This is a genomic window from Paracoccus broussonetiae, from assembly GCF_031854425.1.
Classification (GTDB): Bacteria; Pseudomonadota; Alphaproteobacteria; order Rhodobacterales; family Rhodobacteraceae; genus Paracoccus; species Paracoccus broussonetiae.
In genome coordinates this window covers 185105-201428 of record NZ_JAVRQI010000002.1, presented here as the reverse complement: position 1 = coordinate 201428, position 16324 = coordinate 185105, and the positions used below count along the sequence as shown (strand labels likewise).

Sequence of the window (16324 nt, the reverse complement as noted above, 5' to 3'; positions counted from 1 at the left end):
ACGACATGGGACCGCAAGAGCTTACCTATCTCGTGCAGGGGTTGGGATGGACGCTGATCCTGACCGCCATCGGCTTCATCGGCGGGATCATCTTTGGCATGATCGTGGCCCTGATGAGGGTCTCGTCACGGGCCTGGCTGCGTTATCCCGCGATTGCCTGGATCGGGTTGTTTCAGGGAACGCCGCTGCTGATGCAGCTTTTCGTGGCATATTTCGGTTTGCCGCTGATGGGCTTCGACGTCCCCGCCTGGGCCGCCGTCGCATTCGCGCTGAACGCCCATGCCAGCGCATTTCTGGGCGAGATCTGGCGCGGCGCGATCCAGTCCGTGCCCAAGGGCCAGACCGAGGCCGCGAATGCGCTTGGCCTGCACGCCCGCAGCCGCATGTTCGACGTGATCCTGCCGCAGGCATTCAAGCTGTCGCTGCCAGCGACGGTCGGCTTTCTTGTGCAACTGCTCAAGGGCACCTCGCTGGCGGCAATCGTCGGGTTTGTCGAACTGGCCCGCGCGGGGGTGATCGTCTCGAACCAGATCTACAAGCCGCTGATCGTCTTCGGCGTGGTCGGCGTCATGTATTTCGCAATTTGCTGGCCGCTCTCGCTTTACGGCCGTTACCTTGAACGCCGCATGTCGGCCGGCGTCTCGAAATAGGGAAGGATGACAGATGGACCAGTCCCAGAAGGACGGAGCCGCCATGATCGAGATGCGCAAGGTCGATAAATGGTATGGTTCCTTCCACGCGCTGAAATCCGTCGACCTGACGGTCCGCAAGGGTGAAAAGATCGTGCTGTGCGGGCCTTCGGGGTCGGGCAAGTCCACCCTGATCCGCTGCATCAACCATCTGGAAACCATCCAGAGCGGCGAAATCACCGTATCGGGCCATCGCCTGAACGACAGCCAGAAGGCCGTCGACGCGGTGCGCTGCGAGGTCGGGATGGTCTTCCAGCAGTTCAACCTGTTCCCGCATAAGACGGTGCTGGAAAACTGCATCCTGGCCCCGATGCGTGTGCGCAAGCAGTCCCGCGCGGATGCCGAGGCGACGGCGCGGCGCTATCTTGACCGCGTCCGTATCGGGAACCAGGCGGACAAGTATCCGGCACAGCTTTCGGGCGGCCAGCAGCAGCGTGTGGCCATTGCCCGCGCGCTGTGCATGGAACCGAAAGCCATGCTTTTCGACGAACCGACCAGCGCGCTTGACCCCGAAATGGTCAAGGAGGTGCTGGACACCATGATCGGGCTGGCGCGCGACGGCATGACCATGATCTGCGTGACGCATGAAATGGGCTTTGCCCGGCAGGTCGCTGACCGGGTGATCTTCATGGCCGATGGCGAGATCATCGAGGAAAACGACCCCGAAACCTTCTTCCACAATCCGGGCCACGCGCGGACTCGCGCCTTCCTCGGCGAGATTCTGGCCCATCACTGATCCGCGGGACAGGTGACAACGGAAAGTGGCCTTGTCCGCAGGGCTGCTTTCCGGTCTTTGGGGTGAACGCCCACGCATATGCAGGACATCCCGACATGCAGATCAGGCCCGCGACGCCAGCTGACGTTCCCGCCATCTTCCATATCCGGACCTCGGTGACCGAAAACCAGCTGACCACGGCCGAACTGGCCGAGATGGGCATTACGCCCGCCTCGATCACTGCGATGATCCTGGCGTCGCCTTGCGCCTGGGTGGCTGACAAGGACGGGCAGGTTGTCGGTTTCTCGATGATCGACCCTGACACCGGATCGCTGTTCGCTGCCTTCGTCCTGCCCGTGCATGAAGGGCAGGGGATTGGCCGCAAGCTGGTCAAGGCGGCCGAGGACGCCTTGTTCGCAAACCACCCGGTCGCATGGCTTGAGACGGGCAAGGCCACCCGCGCGGCGGGTTTCTATCGCCACCTTGGCTGGAGCAACGAACGCCAGGCAGACGCTGGTGACATCCGCCTGGAAAAGCGGCGGCCCTGACAACGGGAACCCCGGGCTGTCCTTCTGGTGCGTGTCGCGCTATGGGCGAAGCCATGACCGAAACCTTGCCCCCGTGCCCCGAATGCCGTTCTGCCTATACATATGAGGCGGATTCCCTGCTTGCCTGCCCCGAATGCGGACACGAGTGGTCGCCTGCCGCCTCGGATGCCGGGTCCGAGATCCGCGACAGCGTGGGCAACCTGCTGGCGGATGGGGACACGGTGACGGTCATCAAGGACCTGAAGGTCAAGGGGTCTTCAAGCGTCATCAAGGTTGGCACCAAGGTTCGCGGCATCCGCCTGGTGGATGGCGATCACGATATCGACTGCAAGGTGCCCGGCTTTGGCCAGATCGGCCTGAAATCGCAATTCGTGAAAAAGGTCTCGGACTAGGTCGCAAGGCTGTCGGTTTTCCGCCGATCGGCATGGCCGGGTTGATTGACACTGACCGCGCCAAGGCAGAGTTTGGCCGCGCCACGGTCGCAGAATGCGGCCGTGCTTCAATGAAACGGGACAGGCAGGAGATCGAATTGATCAAAGCAGTCATTATCAGCCTGGGTGCAGTACTTGCCTTGGCAGCGTGCAACCCCACTCCGCAGCAGCAAGCGGCAATGCGTTGCGGCGCATCGACGGCCGGCGGCGCAGCGGTGGGCGCGGGCCTTGGCAGCGCCATTGGCGGCGGCAAGGGCCGGGATATCGCCATGGCGGCAGGCGCGCTTGGCGGCGGCGCGATGGGCCACCGGATGGGGTGCTAAGCACCCGCCGATGACCCGCAATCGCCCGCCTGACGGTCGGGCAATTGCAATTCGGCTGCAAAGGCAGGGAATCCTGGCACCCACGACCGGGCTTCTGGTTTCCCTGCCGATGCGACAATCTACTCCGACAGGGTATTCTTGTAGATCCTGCCGTCCTTCATGATGATCAGCAGGTTGCGCTCTGCGTCAGCGAGCAGGTCGATATTGGCAAGCGGGTCGCCGTCGACCAGCAGCAGATCGGCAAACGCGCCTTCCTCGACCACCCCAAGCTTGCCCTTGTAGGGACTGCGCAGGCCGGAAAGCTGAAGCAGTTCGGCATTCGTCGATGTTGCCTGGCGCAGGATTTCGGCGGGCGTGAACCATTGCTTCAACGACACAAGCATCCGCCCCTGCTGGCGAGCCATCGCTTCCGAGAACAGGACATCGGTGCCAAAGGCCAGCTTCAGGTTGTATTTCTTGGCCAGCTTGTAAAGGCGGTCGGTGCCCTCCATGACCTCTGCGGCCTTCTGGTCCTGATCCGAGCCGGGCGGGAACATGCCGCCGAAAAATTCATGCGTGATCGGTTGCGCCGACAGCCAGATGCCTTTTTCGGCCATGTATTTGGCCGTGTCCTCGTCGATCAGCTGGCCGTGCTCGATCACCTTCACGCCGGCATCGATCGCCCGGCGCACCGCGGCCGAGGTATAGGCGTGCACCGTGACATAGGTTCCCCAGTTCGATGCCGCCTCGACAGCCGCGCCCAGCTCTTCGGGGGTAAAGGTCGACACGTCGATCGGGCTGTGAGGAGAGGCGACTCCACCGCCCGCGGTCAGCTTGATCTGGCTTGCCCCCAGCATCAACTGTTCGCGCGCGCGCTGGCGCACCTCGTCAGGGCTGTCCGCGATCATGGCGCCGCCCAGGTCTTCTACCCTGGACAGCGGTTTAGAGCTGTCGCGGGGCAGATCACTCAGCGGACGGAAATCCCCATGCCCGCTGGTGACAGAGATGATCGCACCCGAGGGCCAGATCCGGGGACCCGGCACGACACCGGAATCGATGGCCTGTTTCAGTCCGAATGAGGGGCCACCGAGGTCGCGCACCGTGGTAAACCCGCGCATCAGCGTGGCCGTTGCCTCGGCCCCGGCCAGCAGGTTGATCAGGCCGATATCGCCAAACAGCATCTGTTCGGGTGTCTGGCGGATCAGCATCGTGTGCCAATGTGCGTCGATCAGCCCCGGCATCAGGGTCCGCCCGCCGCCGTCGATCACGGCCGCATCGGCCCCGGCCGTGGCGTCATCGCCGATCTCCGCCACCAGATTTCCGCGCACCAGCACCGAGGTCGGCGCGCTGAGGCTGTCGCCCTTGCCATCATAGACCCGCACGTCCGTGAACAGCGTTTCTGGGGCCGTCTCGGCCGCAATCGCCGGCGTCGAGATCAGGGTCACCAGCAGCGCGCCGGCAGCAAGCAATGTTCGTTCGGGTCTGACCATCGTGACTTCTCACCTCCGTCTTTCGAATATCCGGCCGGGGGGCGGGACAGCTCCGGGGGACGCCCAAGGCATCGCCCCGATACAAGCGCAGTATTCTTTCGGGATTGTGACCGGATTCAGGCCGGCCAAGGCAGTGATGGGTTCATTTTGAAGTCATATTCGACGCAAGGTAAACAGCTTTCCTTGGCGAGGGGCAATATTCTCAACCTGTTAGGATGCTTGGCAGAATTCCGTCGAAACCCATCGCGCGGGGCGGGAAGTTGCCTCCCCCGGACGGGCGCGCCATGTCAGGGGGCCATGCGCTCTCCGCGCCGCCGCAGAAGCCGCGCTGGTGCGCCGACATAAATGCCGCCGGGAAGTGTCCGGCCCTTGACGACCGCACCCGCGCCGATGACAGAGCCCCGTGCCAGATGACTGCCCGCCAGGATCTTGGCCCCTGCTCCGATCCAGACATCGTCCTCGATGACGACCTGCTCCTTCAGCAGGGGTTGTCTGCGAATGGGCGTCCGGGCGTCGTCGAAGCCATGTTCGAACGAGACGATGATGGCATGGGCGGCGATGCGAACCTCGTTGCCGATGGTGATGCCGCCGTGACCCAGAAGCACCGCATAGTCATTGATCGAGACGTTGTCGCCGATGTCGATCAGGCCGCTTTGCGCGTCGATGACCACCCCGTTGCGCATCGAAACCCGATCTCCGATCCTGATACGCCCCTCGCGCCAGCGGAACCGGGGCCAGTAAAGCATCTTCGGCCGCTTTCCGATCGTCAGCGCGCCGCGGGAAAGCAAAGCCTTGATCTTGACGAGGCGGCCGATATTCACATGGCTGCCCGCGCGGAATTGGCGATGGGCGGCACTGCCTTTGCCCAACGGGTTGGACGGACTTTCCCGTGGGTATGGATCGAAAGCCTCGCCATCAATTTCCCCCCGCCGCTATGGCCGTGAAAATTACTAGGGAATCCGAGGCGCAGAGAGTCAAGTGAAAGGGACGGGTGCCGGAACGAGGAAAGGCCCCGCAAAGGGGCCTGTCCCGGATCTGCAAGGATCGCTTAGAAGTCCATCGTCAGGCCCAGCGTGACCGTCCGGCCTGGGGCGTAAAGCGGATAGACGCTGCGTGCATCGTATTGGACATAGCTGGAACGCTCGTAATAGGTTTCGTCCAGCAGGTTGTCGACGCCCAGATGCAGAACGACATTCTCGTAGTTCTGCGGCCGCCACTCGCCATACAGGTTCACGACGGTATAGGACTCGTGATCATCGAACCCGGCTTCGGTCAGATAGTCGCCGTCAAGCTTGCCTGCCCATTCGATGGTCCCGCCGACTTTCAGGTTATATTGCGGGATCTCCTGATCGACATAAAGCGTGGCGATGTTCCCGACCGGCACGACGGTTCCGCCATTCGGCAGCACGTCCTCTCCGTTCTGGGTCACGTCGGCCTTGGTGAAGCTGGTGCCGAGGCGGCCGCTGCCCCAGCTGTAATTGCCCTGAAGGGTAAAGCCCTTGCTGCGATAGTCGTCTGCGTTGGTCAGATAGCCGATTTCGGTATCGTATTCCCCAAGGCCCTTCAGGCGGGTGTCGAAGAAGGTCAGGTTCCCGGTCCAGTTGCCTTGGTTGGCATTCAGGCCCAGCTTGATGTTGCTGGCTTCGGCCGGGTCATAGCCGGGATCGGTGGCGAAGGATTCGTCGCGGGCATGAAGCAGGCCGAATTCGCCCACCTGATAGCCCAGCCAGGTTTGCGAGGCACCCGCAAAGACCTCGTAACCCTCAGAGAATTCATAAGAGACTGTGCCGTTCACGCTGGCGCCGGTATCGCTGAACCGCTCTCCGTTCCAGTCGGTGAAGCGCTGGTGATCCAACCGAAGGCCAGTCGAGACGTCGATGCCATTGTCGAATTCGAACCGGCCCTGGACGAAAGCCCCGATCTGCATCGTCTCAAGCGTGTGGATGCGCGGCGCGCGGTCGCCGTAATTGTCCACGCGGTAGTCGTCATAGGCCCAGTCGATGCCGGCCGTGATCGTGCCCGGACCGGTGGTATAGGTGTTCTTCATCTCGCCGCCGATGGTCTTGACCTCAAGATCCATGTCGCCGTTCACGGGGCGCGCGCCGGTCGCATAGTTCGGACGCCAGTATTCATTGCGAGTGACATAGACCAGCGCTTCGGGATCCCAGGCATCGGTCGGCGCAGTCGAGCTGTATTTCAGGGACAGCGTGTTGCGCGTGACCTTCAGCGGAAAGACCTCATCCGCGTGGTCAAGGTCCATGTTCATCTTGATGACGCGGTCGTCATCATCCTTGCTGTATTCATAGGCCAGCTCGACACGATGGCCTTCGAATTCATAGCCCAGCTTGGTCAGCGCGCCCTGGGTCGCGGGTGCGGTCCCGGGCATTTCGCGGCCGTCGCCATTCTCGTAATTGTCGCCATCGGCGGCGTGGAGCATCACGAACCAGTCGAAGCCGGCATGGATACCGTAGCCGGCCAACGAACCGGCCACCCCGCGCCCGTTCGTGCCATAGGACAGTCCCACGCGGCCGCCCTGCGTCTGGCCATCGGCCAGCATGTCCTGCGCGCCGACGGTTTCATAGCGCACGGCGCCCGCCGCTGCGCCAAAGCCTGAATCCGCGGCTGCGGCGCCCACCTCGACCTCGACTGATTTCAGGAAGGCGGGGTCGATGACATTCGATCCCGTATGGTGCCAGCTGGTGACGCCCTGCGGGACGCCATCCACGCTGACGGCCAGATTCGACTGTTCCATCCCAAAGACATGGATGCGCTTGGACGGACCGGCGCCGCCCGAAACGGTGATCGCGGAATCCCTCGCAAACAATTCGGAGACATCGACAGGTTGCAGAACCTCGATATCCTCGGGGGTAACGGTGATGCCGCCCGTGGCCTCGACGTTTTCCCGGCCATCGGCGACCAGTGTGATCGGGGCCAGGACCACGCTGTCCGTTTCGGGGGCGGTCGCCAGATCCTGCGCGCTCAGCGCCGAGGCGAGTGCAAGCGTCGACACATTTGCCAGCACGAAGATAAGTCTTTGTTTCATAAGTTTCCCTCGTCTTCCGAAATGTTTGGGCGCCTTTTATGGAGGGGAAAATGAAAACACAAGTATTTTACTCAGGAATCGGTGACGCATTCGAAACCGGCGCTTCGGCGTGCCAGAGATGCAACTGCGCGGCGATCTTCGCGGGTGATGGACCTATCCCCGACAAGCGGCTAGCACTGGGCCTGCCGAATGCGGCGGTGCATCGGCTGAACAGGGGAACAGGTCCGTGACGGGCAAGCAGAACATGATCGACTGCCATCTGCATCTTTTCGATCCGGTGCGCTTTCCCTATGCGCCCGATACGCATTACCGTCCCGCCGGGCACGAGATTGCCACGCTTGCCCAGATGCGCGCGGTGCTTGCCGCAAATGGCATCGAACGCGTCCTGCTGGTGCAGCCGAACTCGGCCTATGGCACCGATAATGCGATGATGCTGGATGCGATTGCGCAATCAGGCGGCCTGTGGCGCGGGATGGCAGTGGTCGATCCGGATATCGAAATCGACCATCTTTGCGCCCTGAAGCGGCAGGGCGTCATCGGCGCGACCTGCGTGCTTCAGAACTATTCCCCCGAGGACCTGCGCCGCTTTCCCGCACTGATCGAAAAGCTTGTGGGGCTGGACATGATCTTTGACGTCCAGTTCGCGGGGGATGAGATCTTTGCCGCACAAAGCCTGTTTGCGGGCAGTCCGGTGCGCCTGGCGATCGACCATTGCGGCAGGCCGGATCTGTCGCAGGGCCGCGATGCGCCGGCCTTTCGCGCGCTACTGGATCTGGCAGATCGCGCCGCGCCGACCACCATAAAGATTTCCGGCCACCACAAATTCGCACCTTTCCCCTGGCCCTTCGAAGCGGCAGATCCCTTTATTGCCGAGATCCTCTCCGCCTTTACCCCGGCGCGCAGTGTCTGGGGGTCGGACTGGCCTTTCCTGCGCGTGCCCGAGCGGGTGGATTACAGTCCGCTGCTGCCACTTGCGGCGCGATATCTGGACAGCGACGCAGCCCGCGACCAACTGTTCCGGCGAACGGCCCTGCGCGAATTCTGGGGCGAACGGGACTGACCCCCTACATCGCATGACCCCAGGTCAGCAGGCCAAGCGCGCCAAGCGCCATCCAGACCGCCATCGCGATCATCATCAGGTTCTCGGTCAGCGAGACAAAGCCAAGCGGCACATTGCTTGACCCGCCGACGCAGGCGCATTTCAGCTCTCGCCGGTCGACATAAACTGCCTTGAAGACCGAGACCGCGCCTGCCGTTCCGATGAACAGCGCGAGCGGCACCGACAGCCATGTCAGCGCGCCGGCGATCATCAGGATGCCCGCCAGTCCCTCGGCGAAGGGATAGATATAGGAATAGCGCACCCACCGCCGGGCAAGCAGGTCATAGTTCAGGAACATCGTGGCAAAGGCCTCGACATTCTGCAGTTTCAGAAGGGCGAGAGCCGCCATGCTGAAGCCGATGAACCATTCGATGCCCCGGATCGTGAAGGGGGTGCCATAGACGGCGAAGCTGGTCGCCAGCCCCATCAGCAGCGTCATTGCGAACAGCGCGATGACCGGACGATAGCTGGTCGCCTTTGGGTCGACGACCCGCTTGCCCAGGTACCGCCGCAAGTCGTCATAGCCACCGATCCGCTTGTCCCCGATGAAGATCTGCGGCGTGGTGGCGACGCTGTGCGCGGCCTTGAAGGTATCGACCTCGGCCCGCGTGGCAAGGTGATGGTCCTCGACCGCGAAACCCGACCGCTTCAGCAGGTCCAGTGCCTTCAGGCCATAGGGACAGGTGTGGTCGGGCATCATCATCCGGTACAGGCGCGCGATCTTGTCCGGGCGGGTATTTGCGCTGGGTTCCGACATCCTGGTCACTCCCTCTCGTGCTTGTGGATGGGTATGTCGGTACGTATATAGGTGCCGTACCATGGTACGGGATCAAGGGGTAAAATGCTCACGATCGGAAAGCTTGCCAAGGCCGGGGGCGTGGGCGTGGAAACCGTCCGCTTCTATCAACGGCGCGACTTGCTGGGAACGCCGTCGCGCGACGGCGGCATCCGCCGCTATGGTGACGAGGATCTTCGCCGCCTGCGCTTCATCCGCAAGGCGCAGCGGGCAGGCTTTACGCTAGAGGAAATCAGGGAACTGATCGCGTTGGACAATGGTCAGGACCGTGACCGCGCCCGTGAACTGGCCGAAGCACGACTTGCCAAGCTGGACAGGGATATTGCCGATTTGCAGGCCGCCCGGAACAGCCTCCAACGACTGGCCCATGCCTGCGCCCGGGACCATCAGGGCAAATGCCCCATCCTGGCCGCCTTTGAAGAGTAAGGCCGGTCGCCGGTCCTAACGCTCCATCTCGGACAGCGCCGCGATGAAGCGCGAAAACAACTCTCCCTGCGAACCGATCCGCAGTTTGCCATAGATGTTGCGGCGGTGGATGCGGACCGTGCCGGGCGAGATGCCAAGTGCGATCCCCGTGGCCTCGGCCGAATGACCCTTCAACGTGAACTCGACGATTTCCACCTCGCGTGGGGTCAGCAGGTTCTGGCCAAAGCTGCGGAAAGCGGTGTCGATCAATCCCGCCAGCCGGGTGCCCCCATCGGGAGTGGGGGCGGGGGCGGGCGCATTGGCGAAGCGGTCGGCGACATCGGCCCAATGGTGGCGAACGATGGCCGCGACAAAGGGCAGGATCGTCGCCATGTCGCGGAACTCGCGGGCCGAGAAAACGCGCGATGCCCGCATGGCCGAGATGACGACCCTTGCTGCGCCCACATCGACCATGAAGCCGATCTCTTCGGCCAGTTCGGTCTGGACATAATAGTTGCGGAAATACTCGCCCTGATAGAAGCGGTCCGGAGCAAGGTCGCGCAGGCGGACCAGCCGCGGCTCGGTCGATTCCGTGCAGTGCAGATAGAACGGGTCCAGAAGATAGGGACCGGCCTGGTAATCCTCGACCATGACCTTGTGCTTCCATTCCGGGAATTCGGAATGCAGCGCCAGCGGCGGGCGGTCCTCAAGATAGGCAAAGGTCACGCTGTGCTCGAATGGCGCGACCTGCCTGATGGCGTCGATCAACGCCTGGGGGAAGGCGGGCGAATGCAGTGCCGCGACCGCGCGGGCTGATCCCTCGATCCAGTCCTTTGACCAACTCATCCGATTGTTCCCTGCGACTATGCCTTTTGTGGTATATACAACAAAAGACGTGTTTCTTATCATTTTTATGCAGAAGGGAATAGTCCGCAAGAGACTTGACCAACAGGGAAAGACGTTCAGATGGCATATGTGACGGATGTAAGCCCAGCCGAGGCCGTGGCGGAGTTCGCCGATACGACCAAGCGCTATGGCGCGGTCCTGGCCGCTGACCGGCTGAACCTGCGCATCCGGCGCGGCGAATTCCTGTCCTTTCTAGGCCCGTCAGGATGCGGCAAGACCACGGCGCTGCGCATGCTGGCCGGATTCGAGACCCCGACCGAGGGCGAGGTTCTGATCGACGGCCAGTCGGTCGGCGCGACCCCGGCCTATCGCCGACCGGTCAACATGGTCTTCCAGAACTATGCCCTGTTCCCACATATGACGGTGGCGCAGAACGTGGCCTATGGCCTGAACCAGCTTCGGCCGCGCCTGCCCAGGGCCGAGATCGAATCGCGCGTCGCGCGCGCGCTTGATACCGTGCGGCTTGGTGATTTCGGGCCGCGACGCATCTGGCAGATGTCCGGCGGGCAGCAGCAGCGCGTGGCGCTGGCCCGCGCCATCGTGAACCAGCCCAAGATCCTCCTTCTGGACGAACCCATGGCCGCGCTGGACGCCAAGCTGCGGGGCGAGATGCAGATCGAATTGCTGAACCTGCAACGCAAGCTGGGCATCACCTTCGTTCTGGTGACCCATGACCAGCAAGAGGCGCTGTCGATGTCGGATCGCATCTGCCTTATGGGCAAGGGCCGCATCGCGCAGATCGGCACGCCGCGTGACCTGTATGACCGGCCCGCGAACCGCTATGTCGCCGATTTCGTCGGACGCGCCAATATCCTGTCGGCGCGGGTCGAGACGGTTTCTGGCGGGATAGCCACCGTGGCGCTGGCCTCGGGCGAGCGGGTCGCCACCGCCGCGATCAATCCGGCATCGGCGGGCGACAGAGTCGAGGTCGCGATCCGCCCCGAGACGCTGCGGATCGCGAATGCGCCAGACGGCCAAACGCCGTCGATCCCGGCGCAGGTCACGAACATGATCTTTCTTGGCGAACATATCGAATTCCTGCTGGCCCATCCCGCGCTGGGGGCGCTGCAGGTTCTGCTGCCCCGGCAGGCCGAACGGGCCTTGCCGGGCATCGCGGTGGGCGCGACCGCCCATCTGCATTGGGATCACGGCGCCGGCCTGATCCTTGGACAGGAATAGGACCAACAGGGGGAAGCACGAGATGACAAGGGACGACAGGCCTGTCTCGCGGCAGGAATTCATGGCGGAACTGCGCCGCTACCAGAAAGGCTCGGTCAGCCGCCGGCATTTCCTGGCGGTGACGGGACTGGGCGTGGCGACGGCCGCGCTGGCGTCAGCGATGCCCGCACGGCTTTGGGCGGCAGGGATCGGCGATCAGGTATCGATGGCCACCTGGCCGAATTACGACGATCCCGACAACCTGGCCCTGTTCCAGAAGCAGACCGGTGCGGCGGTGCAGGTCAATGTCTTCGGCTCAAACGAAGAGATGTTCGCCAAGTTGCAGGCGGGTGGTGCGGGCTGGGACGTGGTCGTCGCCACCAACTACACGATCAGCACCTATGCCGGGCAGAAGATGATCGAGCCGCTCGACCTGTCGAAGCTGCCGAATTACGACGCGGCCTCGTTCGATCCGCGTTTCGCGGATCCCGGCACGGTGGATGGCAAGCTTTACGCCATCCCGAAGCTGTGGGGCACGACCGGCATGGCCTGGGACAGCAGCAAGGCCAAGCAGCCCTTCACCAGCTGGAAGGATTTCTTCGATGTCACGAAGACCGACTTCTCGGGGCGCACGATCATCCATGACTATCAGCTGACCGCAATCGGCAACGCGCTGAAATATTTCGGCCATTCCTTCAACTCGGTCGATCCGGCCGAGTTGGCCGAGGCAGAGAAGCTGCTGATCGAGATCAAGCCGCACCTTTTCGCCATCACTTCGGACTATCAGCCGTCGATGCGCAATGGCGATGCGTGGCTGACCATGTGCTGGACGGGTGATGCCAAGCAGATGAACCGCGACCTGCCCGAGATCCAGTACACGCTGGGCAAGGAAGGCGGCGAGATCTGGTCGGATTTCTACACCATCCCGACCAGCGCCCCGAACCGCGAAGGTGCCTATGCGCTGCTGAACTTCCTGCTGGACCCCGAGGTCAACGCCCGTGAGGCGCTGTTCCACGGCTATCCGGTTCCGGACAAGCGCGTCGATGCCCTGATCCCGGCAGAGATGTTGAACGACCCGATCCTGCATCCCGCGGCCGAGCTGTTGTCGGCGCTGGAATTCGGCGCTGCGGTCACACTGACCGATCCGAACCGGGCCGAGATCATGGCGCGGTTCAAGGCGGCATAGGACAGGCGGGCAGGCGATGGCGATTTCCAGAAGACAGGCGCGCTGGCTGCTGCTTGGCCCGGCTGGCCTTTGGTATGCGGCGCTGCTGGTGCTGCCGCTTGCCCTGGTCCTGGTCTATTCCTTCGGCGAACGCGGCGCGGTGGGCGGCTATCAGCCCGCCTTCACGCTGGCGCAATATGCCAACCTGGGAAGCCGCTGGACGGCTTTCCAGAACACGCTGATCCTGGCTCCCGCAGGTACCATCGCCGCTCTACTGATCGCCTATCCGCTGGCCTATTACCTGGCGCTGCGGGTCGGTGCGCAATGGCGGACCCTGTTGATCGTGCTGGTGATCGTGCCTTTCTGGACCTCGATCCTGATCCGTTCCTATGCCTGGATCTTTCTGCTGGGCGGCCGCGGGATCCCGCAACTGCTGTCCTCGATGGGTCTGGGGGATTTCCGGCTGATCAACACCCCTTTCGCGGTGCTGGTGGGCATCGTCTATGGCTATTTGCCGCTGATGTTCTTCCCGATCTACGTCAGTCTGGAAAAGCTGGACCGCCGCTTGCTTGAGGCCGCGGGCGATCTGGGCGCGCCGCCCTGGCGCAGCTTCCTGCAGGTTACGCTGCCGCTGTCGCTGCCCGGTGTCGCCACCGGCTCGATGCTGGTCTTCATCCTGCTGATGGGGGAATACCTGATCCCGCAGATGCTGGGCGGCGGCAAGGTCTTCTTCGTCGGCAACGCACTGGTCGACCTGTTCCTGCAATCGCGCAACTGGGCCTTCGGCTCGGCAATGGCGGTGACGCTGGTGGCGGTCATGCTGCTGGTGGTCACGCTTTACATGCGTTTCCTGCGCCGCATCGGCGCGGCGCGCGACGATGTCGGCTTGATGTGAGGAAGTGATGCGGATCTATGCCCTTGCGGTCTATCTGTTCCTTTACCTGCCGATCGGCATCATCGCGCTGTTCAGCTTTTCGGCGGGACGCTCGGCCAGCCAGATGCAGGGCTTTTCGCTGCAATGGTATGGCAAGGCGCTGGGGAACCCCTTTGTCGTGGACGCGCTGAAAACCTCGGCCTCGGTCGCGTTCACCTCGGCCGTGCTCGCCAGCGTCTTCGGGACGATGGCGGCACTTGCCCTGACCGGGATGCGTGGGCGCCTGCGCGTGCTGTTCGACGGCATGATCTATGTCGCGGTGATGATCCCCGGCATCGTCATCGGCATCGCCACGCTGATCGCGCTGGTCACGGTCTTCGGCGCCGTCAATCCCTGGCTTGAGCCGCTGACCGGGTGGAAGCTGTCGATGGGCTTCGGCTCGCTTGTGGGCGCGCATGTGCTGTTCACCATGTCGCTGGTCATCATCCTGGTTCGCGCCCGGATCGAGGGCATGGATCGCGCGCTGATCGAGGCATCCTCGGACCTGGGCGCGGGGCCGATCGCCACCTTCAGTCAGGTGACGCTGCCCATGCTGGCACCTGCGATCTTCGCGGGATTCCTGCTGAGTTTCACTTTCAGCTTCGATGATTTCATCATCGCCTTCTTCGTTGCGGGTCCGCAGACGACCCTGCCCATCTATATCTTCTCGTCGATCCGACGCGGCGTGACGCCGGAAATCAATGCCATCGGCACGATGGTGATGGCGGCGTCCCTTGCCGTGCTGATCGTCGCGCAACTGACGCTGCGCCGGGGCAAACCGGACGCGCACTAGGAGGACTTCATGTCATCTCGTCTTGAAGGGCGCATCGCCCTTGTCACCGGCGCTGGGTCGGGGATCGGTCGCGCCGGCGCCATTGCCATGGCGGGCGAAGGCGCCACCGTCATCGTCACCGACCTGCGCGCGGATCTGGCGGATGAGACAGCGGCCCTGATCCGCGCAGCCGGGGGCCAGGCCGAGGCTCATGCGCTGGACATGCGCGACGATGCGGCCATCGAGTCGCGCATCGCCGATGTCGCGGGCCGTCACGGGCGGCTTGATGTGGTCCACAGCCATGCCGGCATCCAGATCGCCGGCAAGCTTGAAGAGGTGACCGCCGAACAGATGGATCTGTCCTGGGCATTGAACGTCCGGGCACATTTCATCATCGCGCGGGCAGCGGTCGCGCAGATGCGGGCGCAGGGCGGCGGGTCGGTCATCGTCACAGCGTCGAATTCCGGCTGCCAGTATGACCGGGGCATGATCGCCTATGCCACGACCAAGCATGCCGCCGTCGCCATGGTGCGGCAGATGGCGGCGGATTACGCGCGCGACAACATTCGCTTCAACGCGTTGTGCCCCGGTTTCGTCGACACGCCCTTCAATGCCGGATTCGAACGCCAGATGGGCGGTCGCGCCGCGCTGGAAAGCTATGTCGCCGACACCATTCCCATGGGCCGCTGGGCTTCGACCGAAGAGATTGCCGAGGGCATCCTTTACCTCGCTTCGCCGCGCTCGGCATTTGTCACCGGGCTGGCGCTGGTCATCGACGGCGGCGAGGTGCTTTGATCCGCGCCGTTGTGTCCCGTCCCAAGCCGGCGACAACCCTGGGCCGGTTGCATCGCATGCCCTGCGGGTGGGCGCGAATGCCAATCAATCGTCTGGTTTAAAAGAAAGCCCTGTCGCCACAGAATTGCAGCTGGAGAGGGGAATTGGCGATTTCAGTTCGCCAATTCGGGGCTTCCGTCCGGCATCATTTCCGGACGGTCTGCGCGGCATTTCGGCAAGCGGCAAATTGCCACATTGTGCCGGGGAAATGTCATGACAAATCCATGTCGCAGCGAGGCTTTTCGCAATTCCGTCGCGGATTAATCGCGACCCCAAAATCGCCTACCAAGAACCGGGATGCGGCGACCACGGTTCTGCCCTGCCATTATCCGGCCCAAGGTCATCCATCATCGCATCAAGGCCCGCAACTTCGGCCAGTCGGGCGTGATCGGCGATGATGACGCGTGATCCGTCCAGCGTGATCCCTTCGGATTTCAGGGCGTTGAAAACCCGTGACAGGCTTTCGGGTGTCATCCCCAGATACGAGGCAAGGTGCCGCTTTTCGAAAGGCAGGGTGAAGGTGTGCAGGTTCCCCTCGCGCCGGGCCTGGCTGAGCAGCCAGGCGATCAGCCGTTCGCGCCCGGTGCGCAGCTTCAGGTTCTTGGCCTGCCGGACCATGCCGCGAAAACTCATTGCCAGATGGCTCATCACAGCGCCGGCCAATGCCGGGTCACGCCCCAGTGCGGTGCGCAGGTCAACGGTCGGCAGCATGATGATGCGCGAGCGTTCCTGCGTGCGTGCCGACATCAGATAGGGCGCATCCGGGATGCAGGCCGCGACGATGAAGCTGGAAACCGGCCGGATGACGGCCATGATCGCCTCTCGTCCCCTCCATTCGGTGTGCAGCTGGACCGAGCCCTCGACCAGGATATGCAGGAAATCCGCGCGGTCTCCCTGCCGGAACAGGTCAAGCTGGGGCGGGAATTCCTGCGAGTATGTGGCTGCCATCAACGTGTCAAATGTCTCGTCCATGATGCCCCGGAACAAGGGCAGGTCACGGATGGCTGGCTTCTCGTCGTTGCGCACGAATCGACCTTCTGGAAGTTTTATAATTGATC

General features: G+C 62.9%; 18 protein-coding genes. 12 read left to right on the top strand and 6 right to left on the bottom strand.

Going from position 1 to position 16324, the window contains the following annotated elements; all coding sequences use genetic code 11:
• Window positions 1-5: 5 nt before the first annotated feature.
• From RM190_RS03500 to RM190_RS03480, 5 genes are all read left to right on the top strand, one after another.
• Window positions 6-650 carry an amino acid ABC transporter permease gene (locus RM190_RS03500; protein WP_311758014.1) on the top strand — a complete coding sequence of 215 codons (645 nt, stop codon included), beginning with the start codon at window positions 6-8 and terminating at the stop codon, window positions 648-650.
• 13 nt (window positions 651-663) lie between these two features.
• Window positions 664-1425 carry an amino acid ABC transporter ATP-binding protein gene (locus tag RM190_RS03495; RefSeq protein WP_311758013.1) on the top strand — a complete coding sequence of 254 codons (762 nt, stop codon included), beginning with the start codon at window positions 664-666 and terminating at the stop codon, window positions 1423-1425.
• Between the two features lie 95 nt (window positions 1426-1520).
• The gene (locus tag RM190_RS03490) at window positions 1521-1952 is read left to right on the top strand and encodes a GNAT family N-acetyltransferase (RefSeq protein WP_311758012.1); all 432 of its coding nucleotides are present in this window, start codon (window positions 1521-1523) and stop codon (window positions 1950-1952) included.
• 53 nt (window positions 1953-2005) lie between these two features.
• Window positions 2006-2344 (top strand): zinc ribbon domain-containing protein YjdM, encoded by a 339-nt coding sequence (locus RM190_RS03485; RefSeq protein ID WP_311758011.1) that lies wholly within the window; start codon window positions 2006-2008, stop codon window positions 2342-2344.
• 32 nt (window positions 2345-2376) lie between these two features.
• On the top strand, window positions 2377-2706 hold the full coding sequence (locus tag RM190_RS03480; protein WP_311758010.1) for a glycine zipper 2TM domain-containing protein: 330 nt from the start codon (window positions 2377-2379) through the stop codon (window positions 2704-2706).
• A 119-nt stretch (window positions 2707-2825) separates the two neighbouring features.
• Here the strand turns inward: RM190_RS03480 and RM190_RS03475 are convergent, their stop codons facing one another.
• The 3 genes from RM190_RS03475 to RM190_RS03465 form a co-directional block, all read right to left on the bottom strand.
• Entirely contained in the window at window positions 2826-4175 is a 1350-nt protein-coding gene (locus tag RM190_RS03475) for a metal-dependent hydrolase family protein (RefSeq protein ID WP_311758009.1), read from the bottom strand.
• A 287-nt stretch (window positions 4176-4462) separates the two neighbouring features.
• Window positions 4463-5044: an acyltransferase gene (locus tag RM190_RS03470; RefSeq protein WP_311758008.1), complete on the bottom strand. Its 582-nt coding sequence runs from the start codon at window positions 5042-5044 to the stop codon at window positions 4463-4465.
• Between the two features lie 179 nt (window positions 5045-5223).
• Complete coding sequence (locus RM190_RS03465; RefSeq protein WP_311758007.1) at window positions 5224-7218, bottom strand: TonB-dependent receptor domain-containing protein; 1995 nt, start codon at window positions 7216-7218, stop codon at window positions 5224-5226.
• Between the two features lie 226 nt (window positions 7219-7444).
• Here RM190_RS03465 and RM190_RS03460 point away from each other — a divergent pair, with 226 nt between their 5' ends.
• Entirely contained in the window at window positions 7445-8278 is an 834-nt protein-coding gene (locus RM190_RS03460; protein WP_311758006.1) for an amidohydrolase family protein, read from the top strand.
• A gap of 4 nt (window positions 8279-8282) precedes the next feature.
• Here the strand turns inward: RM190_RS03460 and RM190_RS03455 are convergent, their stop codons facing one another.
• A complete protein-coding gene (locus RM190_RS03455) occupies window positions 8283-9074 on the bottom strand; it encodes a glutaredoxin (protein ID WP_311758005.1) in 792 nt (263 codons plus the stop codon).
• An 84-nt stretch (window positions 9075-9158) separates the two neighbouring features.
• Between RM190_RS03455 and RM190_RS03450 the strand changes: the two genes are divergently transcribed.
• The gene (locus RM190_RS03450; protein ID WP_311758004.1) at window positions 9159-9539 is read left to right on the top strand and encodes a MerR family transcriptional regulator; all 381 of its coding nucleotides are present in this window, start codon (window positions 9159-9161) and stop codon (window positions 9537-9539) included.
• Window positions 9540-9554: 15 nt separating this feature from the next.
• Here the strand turns inward: RM190_RS03450 and RM190_RS03445 are convergent, their stop codons facing one another.
• Window positions 9555-10364, bottom strand: a complete 810-nt coding sequence (locus RM190_RS03445; protein ID WP_311758003.1) for a helix-turn-helix transcriptional regulator — start codon at window positions 10362-10364, stop codon at window positions 9555-9557.
• A 120-nt stretch (window positions 10365-10484) separates the two neighbouring features.
• Between RM190_RS03445 and RM190_RS03440 the strand changes: the two genes are divergently transcribed.
• From RM190_RS03440 to RM190_RS03420, 5 genes are read left to right on the top strand one after another with little or no spacing between them, the layout of a single operon-like run.
• On the top strand, window positions 10485-11603 hold the full coding sequence (locus tag RM190_RS03440; RefSeq protein ID WP_311758002.1) for an ABC transporter ATP-binding protein: 1119 nt from the start codon (window positions 10485-10487) through the stop codon (window positions 11601-11603).
• A 22-nt stretch (window positions 11604-11625) separates the two neighbouring features.
• A complete protein-coding gene (locus RM190_RS03435) occupies window positions 11626-12768 on the top strand; it encodes an ABC transporter substrate-binding protein (RefSeq protein WP_311758001.1) in 1143 nt (380 codons plus the stop codon).
• A gap of 16 nt (window positions 12769-12784) precedes the next feature.
• Window positions 12785-13642: an ABC transporter permease gene (locus tag RM190_RS03430; protein WP_311758000.1), complete on the top strand. Its 858-nt coding sequence runs from the start codon at window positions 12785-12787 to the stop codon at window positions 13640-13642.
• Window positions 13643-13649: 7 nt separating this feature from the next.
• Window positions 13650-14453 carry an ABC transporter permease gene (locus RM190_RS03425; protein WP_311757999.1) on the top strand — a complete coding sequence of 268 codons (804 nt, stop codon included), beginning with the start codon at window positions 13650-13652 and terminating at the stop codon, window positions 14451-14453.
• Window positions 14454-14462: 9 nt separating this feature from the next.
• Window positions 14463-15227, top strand: a complete 765-nt coding sequence (locus RM190_RS03420; RefSeq protein ID WP_311757998.1) for an SDR family NAD(P)-dependent oxidoreductase — start codon at window positions 14463-14465, stop codon at window positions 15225-15227.
• Window positions 15228-15548: 321 nt separating this feature from the next.
• Here the strand turns inward: RM190_RS03420 and RM190_RS03415 are convergent, their stop codons facing one another.
• Window positions 15549-16292, bottom strand: a complete 744-nt coding sequence (locus tag RM190_RS03415) for a helix-turn-helix domain-containing protein (protein ID WP_311757997.1) — start codon at window positions 16290-16292, stop codon at window positions 15549-15551.
• Window positions 16293-16324 lie beyond the last annotated feature (32 nt).